The organism is Komagataeibacter ossonobensis (assembly GCF_057359305.1).
In genome coordinates, this window is the sequence record NZ_JBXAYQ010000005.1 from 46,950 (window position 1) to 62,256 (window position 15,307).

The following is a 15,307-nucleotide window of genomic DNA, read 5'->3' on the forward strand; positions in this document are numbered from 1 at the left end:
TCTATTCCATCCGGCATGTGGCGGATAAGGAAGGGATCGGTTTTTATCTGCCGTGTCCGTTTGTTACTGTATTCATCATCAGTACATGCAGCGGGTGCGTACAGGTTTTTTTATTAACCGCATGTTCAGGGGCAGACGCGCCAGACTGATGGATTACTGTTGGAAAGTGGATCGTTTTTCCTGTCATCCTGACGGAATGCGGCGCCCGCGCCTGTTGCTCGGCGGGTTGATGGTCATGCTGGGTGGCATGGCCGTGGCCGATGATGCGCGTGCGGACGACATGGCGGAAATCCGTGCCCTTCATGCCGAAATGCGGCGGCTGGAAGCCAAGGTCGAACAGCTGGAATCCCGTCATGGCATGACGCATGGCAGCCAGCATGTCCTGGCCGGGCGCACGCTGCGGTCCGGCGGCCACCCGTCGGGCGGGGGGGCATCGGGCGGCAGCACGATGGGACAGATCACGGCCATGCCCGACCTGTCGCGCCTGACCATTGGTGGCCCGACCCTGTCGGATGACGCGCAGGCGCAGGCTGCGGCTGAAAACACCATGACGGAATCCATCGTCCCCGCGCAGCCCAGGCTTGACCTTGATTCCTCCAGCCCGCTGGCCATTACCCAGACGGGCGTGGACAGCCTGCCGCCCATTTTCCGCATTGGCGGGGTGTCGGTGCGTCTGGGTGGCTTCATTGATTTTTCGAACATCTACCGCAGCAAGAACCTGACCAGCGGTCCCGCCACAAGCTGGGGCAGCTTCCCCTATGCCAACAGCCCCAATGCGCATACGGGGGAATATCGTCCCTCCGCGCAGCTGACACGTCTGAGCGTGTTGCTGCAGGGATCTCCCACCAAGGACGAGACCCTGTCAGGCTATATCGAAACCGATTTCGGGGGGGCCGCAGGCACGGCCAACAGTTACCAGACCAACAGCTACACGCCGCGAATCCGTCAGGCGTACATGACCTACAGCAACACGAAATGGGGCTTCCACGTGCTGGCGGGGCAGGCATGGAGCCTGACCACCGGCTATACGCAGGGCCTGCTGTCGCGTCATGAACAGCTGCCGCCCGTGGTCGATAACAACCAGATACCGGGTATCGTGTTCACCCGCGTGCCACAGATCCGCTTCATCAAGGATTTCGGGCGCAAATGGTGGCTGGGGCTGTCGCTGGAAGCGCCGCAGGTGGCCTATGCCGCCAATGGCGGCAGCCACGCCATGCTGACGGGGGCAAGCGATGATACGATCGCATCATCCGGCACGACCCTGCTGTACAGCAACGCAGGCTCCGGCATGCTCAACCCCAATGCCAAATACAGTATGGATGTCGCCCCTGATATCGTGCTGAAAGGCGCGCTGGACACCAAGCCCGCCCATTACGAAATCTATGGCCTTGCGCGCTGGTTCAAGGCCATGGCGCAGGCCCCGAATGGCCCGATCCGTGAACGGGTGTCCTTCGCCGGTGGCGTTGGTGGTGACGTGACGGTGCATGTCATTCCCCGCTACCTGCAGTTTACCGGTAACGTGCTGGCGGGCGAGGGGATCGGCCGCTATGGCCCCGGCATGCTGCCTGATGCCACGTTCAAGGCCAATGGCACGCCCGCGCCAATTCCCGAAATCATCGGCAGCATGGGGCTGATCGGCCATCCGACCCCCAACCTGCTGGTCTATCTGTATGGTGGCGTGGAAAGTGCCGGGCGGCGCACCTATAACGCGAATGGCTACCAGTATGGCTATGGGGTGAATGACCTCGCGCTGAGCAGCTGCAACGTGGAACAGATCAGCGGTGGCAGATGTGACGCCCAGACCCATACCCTGGCCGACCTGACGGTGGGCGGCTGGTGGCATGTGCTGCAGGGTGGCTATGGCGCGGTGATGAGCGGCGTGCAGTACACCTATCTGCGCAAACTGGCCTATAAGGGCGGTGACGGGGCATCCCCCACCACCGGGGGCAATACCATTTACGTTACGTTCCGCTATTTGCCTTTCCAGTAACCGCCGTACTGGCTGACAGCGCCGCAAGGCAGTCATTGACCTGATGGGTCAGGTGAATGTCATGTTCGGCGCTGATGGCGCGCATGCTGTCATGGGCCCAGCGTGCGGGCATGCCATGGGGCGTGCACAGCGCTCCCGCGCCCAGCAGTGGTCCATTGCCGGGGTCCAGCACCGACAGGACAGCATGCGGATTACGTGGCAGCGCCTGCCGCAGGGCCGTGCGCAGCTGGCGGGCTGTCGCGTCATCCGTATGGGCGATCAGGTCGGGCACAAGTTCAATCCATCCATCCCACCCCGCTGCCACGGCCCGGCGCAGGCGGGGCCATGCCCGGTGCGTGTCCAGTGTCCTGACGGTGGCTTCCGCGCCATCTTCATGGATCTGGCGTGACAGGGTGCGCGCGTTCAGGTCCATGCCGGTTTCGGTTGCGGAGGGACCGGACTGCGGCAGGCTGGCTGCAAGCGCTGTCAGCCCGATGGGGGGAGCAAGCAGGGCCACAAGCAGCATCAGCCGGGGAAAAGATCGTAGGCACATGGTCTTTGTTCTCCCTTCTTACTGGTGTTGCGCTATGGTCAGGAAACAGGGGAATCGTGGCGGGGACGCGGCGATGCCGGGGAAAATCATGGGCATGCGGTTGCAGGGGCGGACACATATGCCTATAGCCTGCGGCGATGCCCGCACATGTCACGGGGCAGCCGCGCGATCCTGACCGGACCTGCCACGCGCGTTGACTACCGGGCCATATCCGGCCCCGATCCTGTTTCTGGCGGGTCCTGCCATTTTGGAGAACATACGTTTCATGGCTGCCATGTCCTCTTCCGAAATTTCGCGTCTTCAGGTCTGCCTGCGTCGTCTGCTGGGTTCACCGGGGCTGACGGTCAATGCGCCGCCGCGTGCCGGTCTGTCCGTTGAACTGGCGGTCAATGGTGAAGTGGTGGGTACCGTCCACCGTGACGAGGACGAAGGTGAAGTGTCCTATGCTGTCCACATGACCGTGCTGGAAGAAGACCTGCCCGCGCCGAAGTAATCCTGTTTCTGGCCACATGGCGGGCGGGAACGCCCGCCCGTTACAGCCGTATCAGGGCTGTGTGACCGGCTGGGGCACGGGCCCGGCCGAAGCTTCGACCAGTGGCGCGTGCCGGGGGGCAGGCAGGTCTATGTGATGGATCTTCCACTGGAAGGCATGGATGCGCATCTGCAGGCGCAGTGGCGTTTCATTTTCATGCCCGGGCATGATGACGCTTGCCTCGAACACGCCCGGATGGGTGAAATGCATATGCACATGCCGCATCAGGCCAAACAGTGTCTGTGGCGTACTGGGCTGTTCCTGCGGCATCAGGTGATCCACCAGCATGCCCAGCTTGTCAGGGCGCACTTCCTCATCAATGGCGTTCGACACGGCGGAGGACGCGAAGGATGCGCCGAATTCCGGCAGTTCGTCGTCCGCATGCGGGGGGCCAATCAGGCTATCGACCGCCTGTGTCTTCAGCCCGTTGCGCACCGATTCCCATTTGAGACAGGTGTTCAGGCTGCCCATGTCATGCGTTCGGATGGCCGAGGTGATGGACCACAGCGTGAAAAATGGCGACGCCGCATAGAGTGAAGTCGCTGCCGCCAGCGTGCCGGCGCAGACCCATCGCGCCTGCTGGCGGCGCAGGGCGGCAACGCTGTCGGGAATTTCCATGCGGGAAAGATAAGACATTGATTTATACTCCCCCCATATGGTTTCGCGGCTTTCCTAGACTATACTGGAAACATATCCGGCATGCATTGGTTTCATGATTGGCTGAAGAAATTATCACGTAATCGTGATCGTATGCCCGTCGCTTCCGGCTGCATCACGCAACGGACGCGGTATATCGGCCATGGTTGCGTGACAGACCAGGCCAGGAGGCAGGGATGAATTTTTCAGAGGACGAGATCCAGCGCTACGCGCGCCACATCCTGCTGCCCGAAGTTGGCGGAACGGGGCAGGAAGCCCTGAAAAAGGCCAGTGTTCTGATTGTTGGCGCGGGCGGACTCGGTTCACCCGTTGCCCTGTATCTTGCGGCGGCGGGGGTGGGACGCATCGGGCTGGTTGATGATGACGTGGTCGAACTGTCCAACCTGCAGCGGCAGGTCGCGCATGTGACCGACCGGATCGGTCAGCCGAAAGTCGAGTCGGCCGCCCACGCCATGCATGCGATCAATCCGGGAACACAAGTGGATTGTCATAACGTCCGGCTGACCGCCGCCAATGCGCGCACGCTGGTGCGTGACTATGACCTTGTCTGTGATGGCTGCGACAATTTCGCCACCCGCTACCTGGTGGCCGATGCCTGCGCGCTGGAGGGACGGACCCTGATTTCCGCCGCCGTGCTGCGGTTTGAGGGGCAGTTGTCCACCTTCCGCCCCGGTGGCCCGTGCTATCGCTGCCTGTATCCCGAAGCACCACCCGTGGGCACGGTGCCATCCTGCGCCGAAGCGGGTGTGTTCGGCGCGGTGACGGGCGTGATGGGCACGTTGCAGGCGACCGAGGCGCTGAAGGAAATCCTCGGTATCGGTGAAAGTCTTGCCGGGCGGCTGCTGGTATGGGACGCGCTGGCCATGCGCTTCCACACCATTACCCTGCCGACTGATCCCGACTGCGCATTATGTGGCGCACACCCCACCATCCATGATCTGTCCGCCCATCGTGACGCCGCCCCCATGGCCTGTGGCGTGCCCGAAGGAGCGGCATCATGATGGGGGACGATGGAGCCATGGCCATCCTGTTATATGATGGGGCGTACGCCCGTGCGCATTATGCCTTCGTGCTGGCGGCGGGGGCGCTGGCCATTGGCCGGCCCGTCATCGTGTTTGCGGCGGGACGTGGGGTGCATGCGCTGGCGCGTGACTGGAGCGGGCTGCATGATGCGGGTGACGACGCATTGGTGCGCGCGCGTGGGGTCGCGGGCATGGATACGTTACGTGACGCGGCGATTGAACTGGATGCGACATTTATGGCCTGTGAAGCGGCGCTGAAACTGTGCGATCTTCCTGCGGACCGTCTGCTGCCCTGCGTGCAGGTGGCGGGTGTCCCGACTTTCCTTGAAGCCGCCCGGGGGCGGCAGATCATAACCCTGTAAGGACAAGAGAACACGATGGCGCAGTGCGTGCGGCATGAATTCCTTGCGCGACCGGCCAGCGTGCCGTCCCGCACCCCCGTGCGGTGGGGATATCTGGCAGCCTGTGCGGCCGTGCTGGTCATGGGTGGGGGGCATATGGACCGTGCCGTGGCACAGGCCACGACGCACCATCATGCCCACCATGCCAAAACCGCCGAGGCCACGTCCGCCCATGCCCATGCGGGCAAGGAGAAGAAAGCCCATGCGGCCGGGGCGCATCACCATCATCACGCAGCCGCTGCCGCCGGTGCGGCGGCGGGGGTTGCGGCCGGGACAGCAGGGGCTGCCGCGGTTGCCGGTAGCGCCCCGCCGCCGCCCGCGCATGCGGCCACGCCGCCGGATGCGCCCGCGGCCCTTGCCCCGGTGGACAATACGAAGGGCAGCGTGACCGGCCTGCCGCTGCCGCGCTTTGCCGCCTTCCGCGCGGATGAGGTTAACCTGCGCACCGGGCCGGGCCAGCGCTATCCCATTGACTGGGTGTACCATCGCCGTGGCCTGCCGGTGAAGATCGAGCGCGAATTCGATGTCTGGCGCCTGGTGGAGGATTCGGATGGCCAGAAGGGCTGGGTCCATCAGGCAACCCTGGTGGGAACGCGCACGTTTGTCATTCCGGGACTGCCCCCACAGGGCGATGCCCAGCAGGCAGGACAGCCTGCCGCCAAGGAAACCGACGTGATCGGCCGGGCGGATACCCGTATTGTCGGTCATGTGGCGGACGCGGCTGACGCAGCGGATATCAGGGGGGCTGTCATGCTGCGTTCGGACGCCAGCACGACATCGCCCGTCGTGGCCGTGCTGCGTCCCGGCGTGGTGGGCACGCTGCGGCAGTGCCAGGCGGGTACGTCATGGTGCAAGGTATCGGTCAAGCAGTACAGCGGATGGCTGGAACGCAGCGCCGTGTGGGGGCTGTTGCCGCAGGAGGTCATATCCCCTTCCTGACGGTTGATCGTAAACGGGCTGGAGAAGAAAATGCCGGATAAACCCTATCGCGCCATGCGCCGGACCAAGATTGTCTCGACACTGGGTCCGGCCACCACGGACCACGCGACCATTCGCGCGCTGGCGGTGGCGGGGGTTGATGTGTTCCGGCTGAATTTTTCCCATGGCACCCATGCCGACCACGCCGCCCGTCATGCCGTGATCCGCAATGTGGAGGCCGAACTGGGGCGCCCGATTGGCATTCTGGCCGATGTGCAGGGGCCAAAACTGCGCGTGGGCAATTTTTCCAATGGAAAGGTGCAGTTGAGCGCGGGCGCACGCTTCCGGCTGGATCTTGATCCCACGCCGGGGAACGAGACACGGGTCTGCCTGCCGCATCCCGAAATCATCACTGCCGCCGCCGTGGGCAGCACGCTGCTGCTGGATGATGGCAGGCTGGCGCTGCGGATATTTGACCGTGGCGATGACTTCCTTTTTACCGAGGTGGTGCTTGGTGGTCCGTTGTCGGATCACAAGGGGGTCAATGTGCCCGATGTGGTCCTGCCCATCCCCGCGCTGACAGACAAGGACCGGGCTGACATGGCCTTCGCGCTGGACCTTGGCATCGAATATGTCGGCCTGTCCTTCGTGCAGCGTCCCGAGGACGTGCGTGAGGCCCGGCAACTGGCGGCGGGCCGGGCATGGATCATGACCAAGCTGGAAAAGCCGCAGGCGATGGACAACCTGCATGAAATCGTCGCCCTGTCGGACGCGGTGATGGTGGCGCGTGGCGACCTGGGGGTCGAACTGCCGCCCGAACGCGTGCCGCTGGCGCAGAAACGCATCATCCGCATTGCCCGGCAGCTTGGTCGCCCGGTCGTGGTGGCGACCCAGATGCTGGAAAGCATGGTCCATGCCCCGACGCCCACCCGGGCGGAGGCATCGGACGTGGCGACGGCGGTGTTTGACGGGGCGGACGCCGTCATGCTGTCGGCTGAAACGGCGGTAGGGTCATACCCGCGTGAAGCGGTCGCCATCATGGACCGGATCGTGCGCCGGGTGGAGGAGGACGAGGTCTGGCGTCGCCAGATGGAAACATCCAGCCCTGATCCGGAACATGACGTGCCCGGCGCCATTGCCGCCGCCGCGCGCCAGATTTCATCCACCCTTGATGCCGCAGCCGTGGTGGCCTTTACCCTGTCGGGTCGCACCGCGCTGCGTATTGCGCGTGAACGGCCCACCTGCACCATCCTTGGCCTGACCCCGACCGATGACATTGCCCGCAGGCTGGCGGTTGCATGGGGCGTGCAGGCGGTATCCGTGGGACAGGAAACGCCGGTCCATAATATCGAAAGCGTGGTGGACCAGGCGCTGTCAGTGACAAAGGGTGATGGCTATGGCGCGGTGGGGGATGCGGTGGTGATCGTCGCGGGCCTGCCGTTCGGGGTGGCGGGCAGCACCAACACGCTGCGGATCGCCACGGTTACCTGATCAGGCATTATCAGAAGTCTTTGGATGCCGCCTTTTTCAAAAAGGCGGCGTTTCCTGAAGCTTTTTGAAAAAAGCTTCACCAAAAACTTCTGTTTTTATAAATCAGTTCTTTAAAATAATCGTTTATTCAGGCCTGCCGGTTTTCGATCAGGCTGCGCCGGATGGCGCGGCTGCGCTGGATACGGCTGACGATCACGTCCTCATTGCCCGTGCGGATGGCGTCGCCCATGGCCTGCGCATCCGCGATGAAGCGGTCGAGCATGTCCAGCAGCGCCTCGCGATTGTTCAGGAAGATGTCGCGCCACATGGTCGGATCGGACGCCGCAATGCGCGTGAAGTCGCGAAAGCCCGACGCCGCGAAATCCAGCACTTCCGACCGTGTTTCATCCGCCAGGTCATCCGCCGTGCCGCATATGGTGAAGGCCAGCAGGTGCGGCAGGTGGCTGACAATGGCGCAGACACGGTCATGATGGTCAACGGTCATGCTGCGCACGCGCGCGCCCATCATTTCCCATAATGCCGTGATGCGGGCAATGGCGGCTTCCGGTGTGTGCGTGGGCGGGGTCAGCAGGCACCAACGGTCCTCGAACAGGGTGGCGAAGCCTGCATCCGGGCCTGAAAATTCGGTGCCCGCCATGGGGTGCGCGGGCACGAAGGCAATATCGGGATACCGGGTCAGCAGCGGCTGCATCGCCTCCATCACCGTGACCTTGACCGATCCCACTTCGCTCAGGATCGCCCCCTTTTTCATGACGGGCATGACCTGGGCCGCCACCATGGCGATCGCGCCCACGGGCACGCATATGATGACACAGTCCGCATCCCGCGCGGCCGTGGCCGGATCGGATTCCACGACATCGGCAATGCCCAACTCGGCCACGCGGGCGCGGACTTCAGGGCTTATGTCACAGGCCACCAGCCGGCGCGCGATGCGTCGGTCTTCCATCCCCCGGCGCAGGATGGATGATCCGATCAGGCCAGGGCCGATAATGACCAGCGTATCGAACAGGGGTACGGTTTGGTCCGTCATGATGGGAAATGTCTGTCTGTCTGAAGGGGCACGGGACGCATGCGGGATCAATCCCGCGTGATGTCCGTGGGTGGGGTGGAATCGTGAATGGAGACGGGGGCGGCGGCCGGTGCGGTTTCCCCTTGTGTGGAGCGGCGGCGCAAGGCACGCATTTCCATCGCCTGCCACAGCAGAAGCATGGGAATCCCGATCACCAGTTCACGCCCGCGCCGCAGCAGCGACAGCCCCAGCGAGACGGAAGGCGCGATGCCAAAGGCGGAACCAAGGGCCATGTAGGCGGCTTCCTGCACACCCAGTCCCGCCGGCACCAGGAACGAGACGGACATGATGCCGCAGGCCACGCCCTCGATCGCGATGGCGCCACCGAAGCCGAGATGCGCGCCAAGGAAGTAATAGGCCACCCAGATCGTCGCCGCACTGCCCAGCCAGCCCACGTAATGCAGCAGCGCGCCCTGCACGATGCGGCTGGGATGGGACCAGATGGCGTCAAAGCGTTCCTGTATGCTGTCCGCACTGCTCAGCATCGCGTCCTGCCACTGGGCAGCCATGTTGTTGCCCAGCATCTTGCCCGCGCGCTTGAGCAGGTCACCCCCGCGGCGCTGGGTATAGATGAAGCCCGCGATGCCCATGCTCAGAAGCACGAGGCCGATCATGACCGGACGGGCAAAGGGGCTGGACTGCTGGTGGGCCACCAGGCACGCCACGGCGGTCAGGATGAACAGGATCTGGCCCATGACTTCGGTGGTGATGTCCACCAGGTTGGCGCAGGCGGCCTCGCTCCCATCCACATGGCGGCCCTTCGCCCCGGCGAACAGGTCGCTCGAACACGTGGCCCTGATCCCCAGCACCATGCCGCCCAGCTGTGAAAACGGCAGGCAGGACGCGGCGGCGTCACGAATCATGCGCGAAACCAGCAGCTGCACGAACGGAATATCCCGGCAAGCTGCGTGCCACGCAAGACCCAGTATTGCATCGACTGCAAGCTGGGCCATGACGGTCGCCATGAAACCGGTGAACCCGATGGAGACGATGGCCTTCATGACCGAACCCGCGCCAAGCCACGCAGTGCAGCCTGTAAGCAGGGCCAGGCCAAGGATGGCCAGCAGGATGGTGAGCTTTCTCAAAAAAGATCCGTCTTGGTCTGTTGGCGTGGGAACACCGGGTAAAATTCGTGCCGCACTGGCCGGTTGTGCCTGACTTACACTACAGCAGGGTCTGGCGCCACCGGGAGGTGTCGGGATAAATGGAACGCCCCCTGGTTGCGAGTCCGTAATCGCAATCGTGATTTCTGTCCCCTGACGGAGCGATCGTTCAGACCATGACTGCCCCAACCCTTGTAACCGGTGCGACCGGTTTTGTCGGCTCCGCCGTTGCCCGTAATCTGGTGGAGCGTGGCCATACACTCCGGCTCATGGTGCGCAAGGGAAGCGACCTGACCAACCTGCGTGACCTTCCCGCCGAACTGGTGGAAGGGGACCTGTCCACCCCCGACAGCTTTGACGCGGCGGTAAAGGGCTGCCGCTACGTGTTCCACGTGGCGGCGGATTACCGGCTGTGGGTGCCTGACCCGGTGCCGATGATGATCGCCAACGTCGAAGGCACGCGCGCGTTGATGCTGGCCGCACAGAAGGCCGGGGTGGAGCGGATCGTGTACTGTTCATCCGTCGCCGCCCTTGGCCTGATCGGGGATGGTACGATTTCCGATGAGGAAACGCCGGTCCATGAACATGGCGTGATCGGCATCTACAAGCGGTCCAAATACCGCGCCGAGCAGGAAGTCCTGCGCCTGGTGCATGAACGCGCGCTGCCTGCCGTGATCGTGAACCCGTCCACCCCCGTGGGCCCCCGTGACATCAAGCCCACGCCCACGGGGCAGATGATCCTGGACTGCGCGGCGGGCCGTATGCCGGCCTATGTCGATACCGGCGTGAACATCGTGCATGTGGATGACGTGGCCGAAGGGCACGCGCTGGCGCTGGAACGGGGTCGGATCGGGGAAAAATACATCCTTGGCGGCCAGAATTACCTGCTGCGCGACCTGTTTGCCATGACGGCGGAAATCGCGGGCGTGGCCCCGCCGCGCATAAGCCTGCCGCAGGCCGTGATCTGGCCCGTGGCCGTGGCCAGCGAATGGCTGTCGCGCGCCTTTGGCATCGCGCCAAGGGTCACGACCGAAATGTTGGCCATGTCACACAAGAAGATGTTCTTTTCCTCTGACAAGGCGATCCGGGAACTGGGCTATGCCCCCCGTCCCGCGCGTGAGGCGGTGAAGGACGCGATTGACTGGTTCCGACAGCATGGAATGCTGGATTGAGGACCCTGTCATGTTACTGCTTCCCCTATCCATTCTGGTGTTCGTTATCTGGATCGGGCTGATTTTCTGTCATGGCTGGTTCTGGCAGGCCGGGCCGGTCCTCTCCCCCGTGCGGGGCGCGCAGCTTGAACGCGCGGACTGCCCCGAAGTCTGCATCGTGGTGCCCGCGCGGGACGAGGCCCCGTCGGTCAAACAGTGCATCGCGTCGCTGCTGGCGCAGGATTATCCCGGCCTGCTGCACGTCATTCTGGTTGACGACAACAGCACCGATGGTACGGGGCGGCTGGCGCGATCCGTGCCCGACCCCCGGCGCCGGCTGACAGTGGTCAGCGGAAAGGCGCGGCCGGCCGGCTGGAGCGGCAAGCTGTGGGCCGTGGCGCAGGGTGTTGCCCGGGCGCGCGAGATGGTGCCCGATTCCAGTGGTTTCGTGCTGCTGACCGATGCGGACATCACCCATGACCCGCGCCATGTCTCGACACTGGTGGCCAAGGCGCAGGCGGGGAAGCTGGATCAGGTTTCGGAAATGGTGGAACTGAACTGCGCAAGCCCAGCCGAGCGCATGCTGGTCCCGGCGTTCGTGTTCTTTTTCGCGCTGCTCTATCCCTTCGCCAGCGTGAACAACCCGCGCAGCAGGGTTGCGGGGGCGGCAGGAGGCACGGTGCTGGTGCGCTGGAGCGCGCTTGCCCGCATTGGCGGGATCGAAAGCCTGCGCGGCGCGCTGATCGATGACTGCACGCTGGCCGCCCATATCAAGCACAGTGGCGGCCGGATCTATCTGGGACATAGCTGCCTGGCCCGTTCCATCAGGCCCTATCCCCATCCGTCGGATATCTGGCGCATGGTGGCGCGCACGGCCTATGTGCAGCTTGGGTATTCGCCGCTCATGCTGGTGGGGACCGTGATCGGCATGGTGCTGGTGTGGATCGTGCCGCTGCAGCTTGCGCTGTTCAGCCATGGCCTGCCGTGCCTGCTGGGGGCGGGGGCATGGGTCATGTCCATGGCGTCGTACACCCCCACCCTGCGGCGTTTCAACCAGTCGCCGTCATGGGCGCTGTTGCTGCCGGTCATTGCCGGGTTCTATACGCTGGCGACGGTGGGTTCGGCGCTGGACCACCATCGGGGGCGGGGCACGGTATGGAAAAACCGAGCCTATACCGAACCGGATGGTGCGATTTCGACACATATGCGCGGTGAGGGCACCGCAGCCGTAATGAACCGCAGCATGGGGGATGATGTAGGGTGAACACTGATGAGCGGAACGTGTGGGGCAGCGAGGATGTCTCGTCGGGCAAGGATGCCGGGGACGAGAATTTTCCCGTAGGCTCCCTGCTGATCAGCCGCAGGCTGCGTCCGCATGTCCATGCCTATTATGATTTTGCCCGCGTGATTGATGATATCGTCGATACCGACCGGCTGGATGCGGATGCCAAGATCACCCGCCTCAACGCCATGGAGGACGTGGTGCTGGGCAAACGCACCGCGCCGCAGCGGCCGGACGCACAGACGGCGGTGCGCGTGGGCCGCACGCTGGCGCAGACCGGGGTTTCCACCGATACCGCCACCGACCTGATCGTGGCCTTCCGGCAGGATGCGGTGAAGAACCGTTACGATACGTGGGAGGATCTGGAGGAATACTGCCGTTATTCCGCCAATCCCGTCGGCCGTTTCCTGCTGGAACTGCATGGGGAGAGTGCTGGCACGTTTGCTGCGTCCGACGCGCTGTGCACCGCGCTGCAGATCATCAACCACCTGCAGGACTGTGCCGATGACCTGCGTGATCTTGACCGCTGCTACCTGCCGCGCCCGTGGCTGGCGCGCGAAGGGGTCACGGTGGATGACCTGCGCCACGGCTATGCGCTGCCGGGCATGCGCCGGGTGTTCAATGCGCTGCTGGACCGGGTGGATGAACTGAACCGTCATGCATCGCTGCTGCCCGGCCTGATCCGTGACCGGCGCATGCGCATGGAGGCGGCGGTGATCGTGGGCCTGTCAAAGCGTCTGGCGCAGCGTCTACGGGTGGAAGACCCCATCGCAAGCCGGGTAAAGCTGTCGCGCATGGATGTGGTGCGCGCGGTGGCGGGGGCCGTGCGCACGCTGGTCTGAGGGGACGGGATTTTGTCCTTGGTCGTGATTGCCGCTAAGAACAGGCGGAACTGAAATTCGTAAAGTGAACGGAACACGCGGGAATGGGTTTTTTGCGCGCGCGGCATGATGAGGCACCGGTACTGGGCTGCGATCCCGCCGATCTGGCCGAGGTGGAGCAGATCGTGGTGCGGTCTGGCACCTCCTTTGGCAAGGGAATGCGTATCCTGCCGCCCGACCGGCGGTATGGCATGTATGCGGTCTATGCCTTCTGCCGCCTTGTCGATGACGTGGCCGATGATGAAGGCGAGCAGGACGACAAGTGCCGCAGGCTGGAAGAATGGCGCGCGCGCATTACCCGGCTGTATGCGGGCGAGGCGCGTGATGGCATCGACCGCGTGCTGCTGGCGACCATCCGCCGTTTCGATCTGCGCCAGCAGGACTTCAATGACGTGATCGACGGGATGGAAATGGATGCCCGTGGTCCCATCGTCGCACCGGATGAGGCGACATTCGACCTGTACTGTGACCGCGTGGCGTCTGCCGTGGGGCGGCTGTCGGTGCGGGTATTTGGCGATTCCTCGGTCCATGCGGATCAGGTTGCCTATCATCTGGGGCGTGCGCTGCAGATCACCAACATCCTGCGTGACGTGGCGGAGGATGCACGGCTGGGCCGGCTGTATCTGCCGCGCGAACTGCTGGAACGCTTTGGCATTGTGCCCGAACCCGACGCGGTGGTGCGCGCGCCCCGGCTGGAACAGGTGGGGCGTATCCTTGCCGGTCGGGCGCATGACCATTTCCGGGCGGCTTCGCGTGCCATGCGACTGTGCGACCGTACGGCCATGCGGCCCGCGCGTGTCATGGGCGCGACCTACGCCGCCATCCTGGCCGCGCAGGAACGGCAGGGATGGGGCACGCCCGAAAAGCGCGTTTCCCTTTCCCGCCCGCGCAAGGTGCTGGTCGCGCTGCGCGCACTGGTGGCCTGATCCATGTCGGGACATGTCCATATTGTTGGTGGCGGGCTGGCCGGTCTGTCGGCGGCGGTTGAACTGGCGGGCGGCAGCGAGCGTGTCAGCGTATACGAGGCCGGTCCCGCCTGTGGCGGCCGGGCACGGTCCTATCTCGACCGGCAACTGGGCTGCCGGATCGACAATGGCAACCATCTGCTGCTGTCGGGCAACCCGGCGGTATACCGCTATCTTGGCCTGATCGGGGCGCAGGATACGCTGGTGGGGCCGAAGCGACCGGTTTTCCCGTTCGTGGACCTTGCCGACCGGCTGCGCTGGACGCTGGACCTGTCACGTGGGCGGGTGCCGCTTTGGGTGCTGTCGAAGCGCAGGCGCGTGCCGGGCATGCGTCTGGCCGAACTGCGCGGCCTGCTGGCGCTGATGGAGGCAACGCCGGACATGGTGGTGTCCGACTGCCTGCAGCCCGGCAGCCTTGCGCGCCGCCTGCTTGAACCCTTTGCCATATCCGTCCTCAACACCATGCCCGACACCGGCAGCGCCGCCCTGCTGGGTGCGGTGGTGAAGGAAAGCCTTGCGCGCGGCGGACGCAACTGCCTGCCGCGCTTTCCGGCAGAAGGCCTGTCCGAAAGCTTCGTGGACCCGGCCCTTGACCACCTGTCGGTACTGAAGGCCGAAGTGCGGACCGGCAGCCGCGTCAGCGCGGTCGAGATGGCCGATGGCAGCGTCACGGCCCTGCATCTGGGGAATGAGCGGATTGCGCTGGGGCCGGAAGATACGGTCATCATGGCGGTGCCTGCCCCCGTGGCGACCAGCCTGCTTGCGGCCGACCTGCCGGGGTTCAGCGCCCCGGACCAGTTCGAGTCGATCCTGAACGCGCATTTCCTGCTGCCGCAGGCCCCTGTGCTGACCGGCGGACTGGCGCAGGCCCGCTTCATCGGGGTTGTGGGCGGCATCAGCGAATGGGTGTTCGTCAAGGACAGGATCCTGTCGGTCACGGTCAGCGCCGCCAACCGCTACGCTACGCGCGATCTGGATGAACTGGCGGCCATCATCTGGAACGAAGTCCGCGCCGCGATCGACCCGGCAGCGACAGTACCCCTTCCGGTGGCCATGCCGCCGCTGCGTATCGTGCGTGAAAAACGCGCGACCTTTGCCGCAACCGTGCCGCAGGACCGCCTGCGGCCCGGCATGCGGACCATGGCGCCCAACCTGCTGCTGGCCGGTGACTGGACGGCAACGGGATTGCCCGCCACAATCGAGGGCGCGATCAGGTCAGGCCATGCCGCGGCACAGGCTGTCCAGGCCCGTCGGGGTGCGCCCGGCCGACCGAAATGATGATGTACGGATCTGCAACAGGCCCCCGTGATGAC

15 protein-coding genes are annotated in these 15,307 nt (G+C 64.3%); 11 read left to right on the forward strand and 4 right to left on the reverse strand.

Annotated elements, in window-relative coordinates:
- Positions 1-196 precede the first annotated feature (196 nt).
- On the forward strand, positions 197-1,990 hold the full coding sequence (locus AC1RQ9_RS05990) for a hypothetical protein (RefSeq protein ID WP_485986034.1): 1,794 nt from the start codon (positions 197-199) through the stop codon (positions 1,988-1,990).
- Here AC1RQ9_RS05990 and AC1RQ9_RS05995 read toward each other — a convergent pair.
- Positions 1,962-2,495 carry a hypothetical protein gene (locus AC1RQ9_RS05995; RefSeq protein ID WP_485986035.1) on the reverse strand — a complete coding sequence of 178 codons (534 nt, stop codon included), beginning with the start codon at positions 2,493-2,495 and terminating at the stop codon, positions 1,962-1,964. The genes AC1RQ9_RS05990 and AC1RQ9_RS05995 overlap by 29 nt on opposite strands.
- Before the next feature lie 292 nt (positions 2,496-2,787).
- Here AC1RQ9_RS05995 and AC1RQ9_RS06000 point away from each other — a divergent pair, with 292 nt between their 5' ends.
- Positions 2,788-3,015, forward strand: coding sequence for a DUF3126 family protein (locus tag AC1RQ9_RS06000; protein WP_010513711.1), 228 nt, complete (start codon positions 2,788-2,790; stop codon positions 3,013-3,015).
- Between the two features lie 51 nt (positions 3,016-3,066).
- Here the strand turns inward: AC1RQ9_RS06000 and AC1RQ9_RS06005 are convergent, their stop codons facing one another.
- Positions 3,067-3,690 carry a DUF2939 domain-containing protein gene (locus tag AC1RQ9_RS06005; RefSeq protein ID WP_485985997.1) on the reverse strand — a complete coding sequence of 208 codons (624 nt, stop codon included), beginning with the start codon at positions 3,688-3,690 and terminating at the stop codon, positions 3,067-3,069.
- A gap of 197 nt (positions 3,691-3,887) precedes the next feature.
- Between AC1RQ9_RS06005 and AC1RQ9_RS06010 the strand changes: the two genes are divergently transcribed.
- From AC1RQ9_RS06010 to pyk, 4 genes are read left to right on the forward strand one after another with little or no spacing between them, the layout of a single operon-like run.
- A complete protein-coding gene (locus AC1RQ9_RS06010) occupies positions 3,888-4,712 on the forward strand; it encodes a HesA/MoeB/ThiF family protein (RefSeq protein ID WP_485985998.1) in 825 nt (274 codons plus the stop codon).
- Positions 4,709-5,095, forward strand: a complete 387-nt coding sequence (locus AC1RQ9_RS06015; RefSeq protein ID WP_193733067.1) for a DsrE family protein — start codon at positions 4,709-4,711, stop codon at positions 5,093-5,095. Before AC1RQ9_RS06010 ends, AC1RQ9_RS06015 begins: the two co-directional genes overlap by 4 nt.
- Before the next feature lie 15 nt (positions 5,096-5,110).
- Positions 5,111-6,073 carry an SH3 domain-containing protein gene (locus tag AC1RQ9_RS06020; protein WP_485986000.1) on the forward strand — a complete coding sequence of 321 codons (963 nt, stop codon included), beginning with the start codon at positions 5,111-5,113 and terminating at the stop codon, positions 6,071-6,073.
- 30 nt (positions 6,074-6,103) lie between these two features.
- Positions 6,104-7,543: a pyruvate kinase gene (gene pyk / locus AC1RQ9_RS06025; RefSeq protein WP_485986001.1), complete on the forward strand. Its 1,440-nt coding sequence runs from the start codon at positions 6,104-6,106 to the stop codon at positions 7,541-7,543.
- Positions 7,544-7,670: 127 nt separating this feature from the next.
- On the opposite strand, the gene AC1RQ9_RS06030 is transcribed toward pyk, so the two are convergent.
- Together AC1RQ9_RS06030 and AC1RQ9_RS06035 are read right to left on the reverse strand one after the other, a co-directional pair.
- The gene (locus AC1RQ9_RS06030; protein WP_193733062.1) at positions 7,671-8,573 is read right to left on the reverse strand and encodes a prephenate dehydrogenase/arogenate dehydrogenase family protein; all 903 of its coding nucleotides are present in this window, start codon (positions 8,571-8,573) and stop codon (positions 7,671-7,673) included.
- 47 nt (positions 8,574-8,620) lie between these two features.
- Positions 8,621-9,697: a lysylphosphatidylglycerol synthase domain-containing protein gene (locus AC1RQ9_RS06035; RefSeq protein WP_193733061.1), complete on the reverse strand. Its 1,077-nt coding sequence runs from the start codon at positions 9,695-9,697 to the stop codon at positions 8,621-8,623.
- Between the two features lie 194 nt (positions 9,698-9,891).
- On the opposite strand from AC1RQ9_RS06035, the gene hpnA reads away from it, so the two are divergent.
- From hpnA to hpnE, 5 genes are all read left to right on the forward strand, one after another.
- Positions 9,892-10,887: a hopanoid-associated sugar epimerase gene (gene hpnA / locus AC1RQ9_RS06040; RefSeq protein WP_010511505.1), complete on the forward strand. Its 996-nt coding sequence runs from the start codon at positions 9,892-9,894 to the stop codon at positions 10,885-10,887.
- A gap of 10 nt (positions 10,888-10,897) precedes the next feature.
- The gene (locus AC1RQ9_RS06045) at positions 10,898-12,130 is read left to right on the forward strand and encodes a glycosyltransferase (protein WP_485986003.1); all 1,233 of its coding nucleotides are present in this window, start codon (positions 10,898-10,900) and stop codon (positions 12,128-12,130) included.
- Entirely contained in the window at positions 12,127-12,990 is an 864-nt protein-coding gene (gene hpnC / locus AC1RQ9_RS06050; protein ID WP_485986004.1) for a squalene synthase HpnC, read from the forward strand. Before AC1RQ9_RS06045 ends, hpnC begins: the two co-directional genes overlap by 4 nt.
- Positions 12,991-13,073: 83 nt before the next feature.
- The gene (gene hpnD, locus AC1RQ9_RS06055; RefSeq protein WP_193733058.1) at positions 13,074-13,955 is read left to right on the forward strand and encodes a presqualene diphosphate synthase HpnD; all 882 of its coding nucleotides are present in this window, start codon (positions 13,074-13,076) and stop codon (positions 13,953-13,955) included.
- Between the two features lie 3 nt (positions 13,956-13,958).
- Complete coding sequence (hpnE, locus tag AC1RQ9_RS06060) at positions 13,959-15,272, forward strand: hydroxysqualene dehydroxylase HpnE (protein WP_485986005.1); 1,314 nt, start codon at positions 13,959-13,961, stop codon at positions 15,270-15,272.
- Positions 15,273-15,307: the final 35 nt, after the last annotated feature.

Excerpts from the sequence above, each read along its gene's own strand:
- AC1RQ9_RS05990 (WP_485986034.1), top strand. The coding sequence starts at position 197 with ATGCGGCGCCCGCGCCTGTTGCTCGGCGGGTTGATGGTCATGCTGGGT.
- AC1RQ9_RS05995 (WP_485986035.1), bottom strand. The coding sequence starts at position 2,495 with ATGCTGCTTGTGGCCCTGCTTGCTCCCCCCATCGGGCTGACAGCGCTT.
- AC1RQ9_RS06000 (WP_010513711.1), top strand. The coding sequence starts at position 2,788 with ATGGCTGCCATGTCCTCTTCCGAAATTTCGCGTCTTCAGGTCTGCCTG.
- AC1RQ9_RS06005 (WP_485985997.1), bottom strand. The coding sequence starts at position 3,690 with ATGTCTTATCTTTCCCGCATGGAAATTCCCGACAGCGTTGCCGCCCTG.
- AC1RQ9_RS06010 (WP_485985998.1), top strand. The coding sequence starts at position 3,888 with ATGAATTTTTCAGAGGACGAGATCCAGCGCTACGCGCGCCACATCCTG.
- AC1RQ9_RS06015 (WP_193733067.1), top strand. The coding sequence starts at position 4,709 with ATGATGGGGGACGATGGAGCCATGGCCATCCTGTTATATGATGGGGCG.
- AC1RQ9_RS06020 (WP_485986000.1), top strand. The coding sequence starts at position 5,111 with ATGGCGCAGTGCGTGCGGCATGAATTCCTTGCGCGACCGGCCAGCGTG.
- pyk (WP_485986001.1), top strand. The coding sequence starts at position 6,104 with ATGCCGGATAAACCCTATCGCGCCATGCGCCGGACCAAGATTGTCTCG.
- AC1RQ9_RS06030 (WP_193733062.1), bottom strand. The coding sequence starts at position 8,573 with ATGACGGACCAAACCGTACCCCTGTTCGATACGCTGGTCATTATCGGC.
- hpnA (WP_010511505.1), top strand. The coding sequence starts at position 9,892 with ATGACTGCCCCAACCCTTGTAACCGGTGCGACCGGTTTTGTCGGCTCC.
- AC1RQ9_RS06045 (WP_485986003.1), top strand. The coding sequence starts at position 10,898 with ATGTTACTGCTTCCCCTATCCATTCTGGTGTTCGTTATCTGGATCGGG.
- hpnD (WP_193733058.1), top strand. The coding sequence starts at position 13,074 with ATGGGTTTTTTGCGCGCGCGGCATGATGAGGCACCGGTACTGGGCTGC.
- hpnE (WP_485986005.1), top strand. The coding sequence starts at position 13,959 with ATGTCGGGACATGTCCATATTGTTGGTGGCGGGCTGGCCGGTCTGTCG.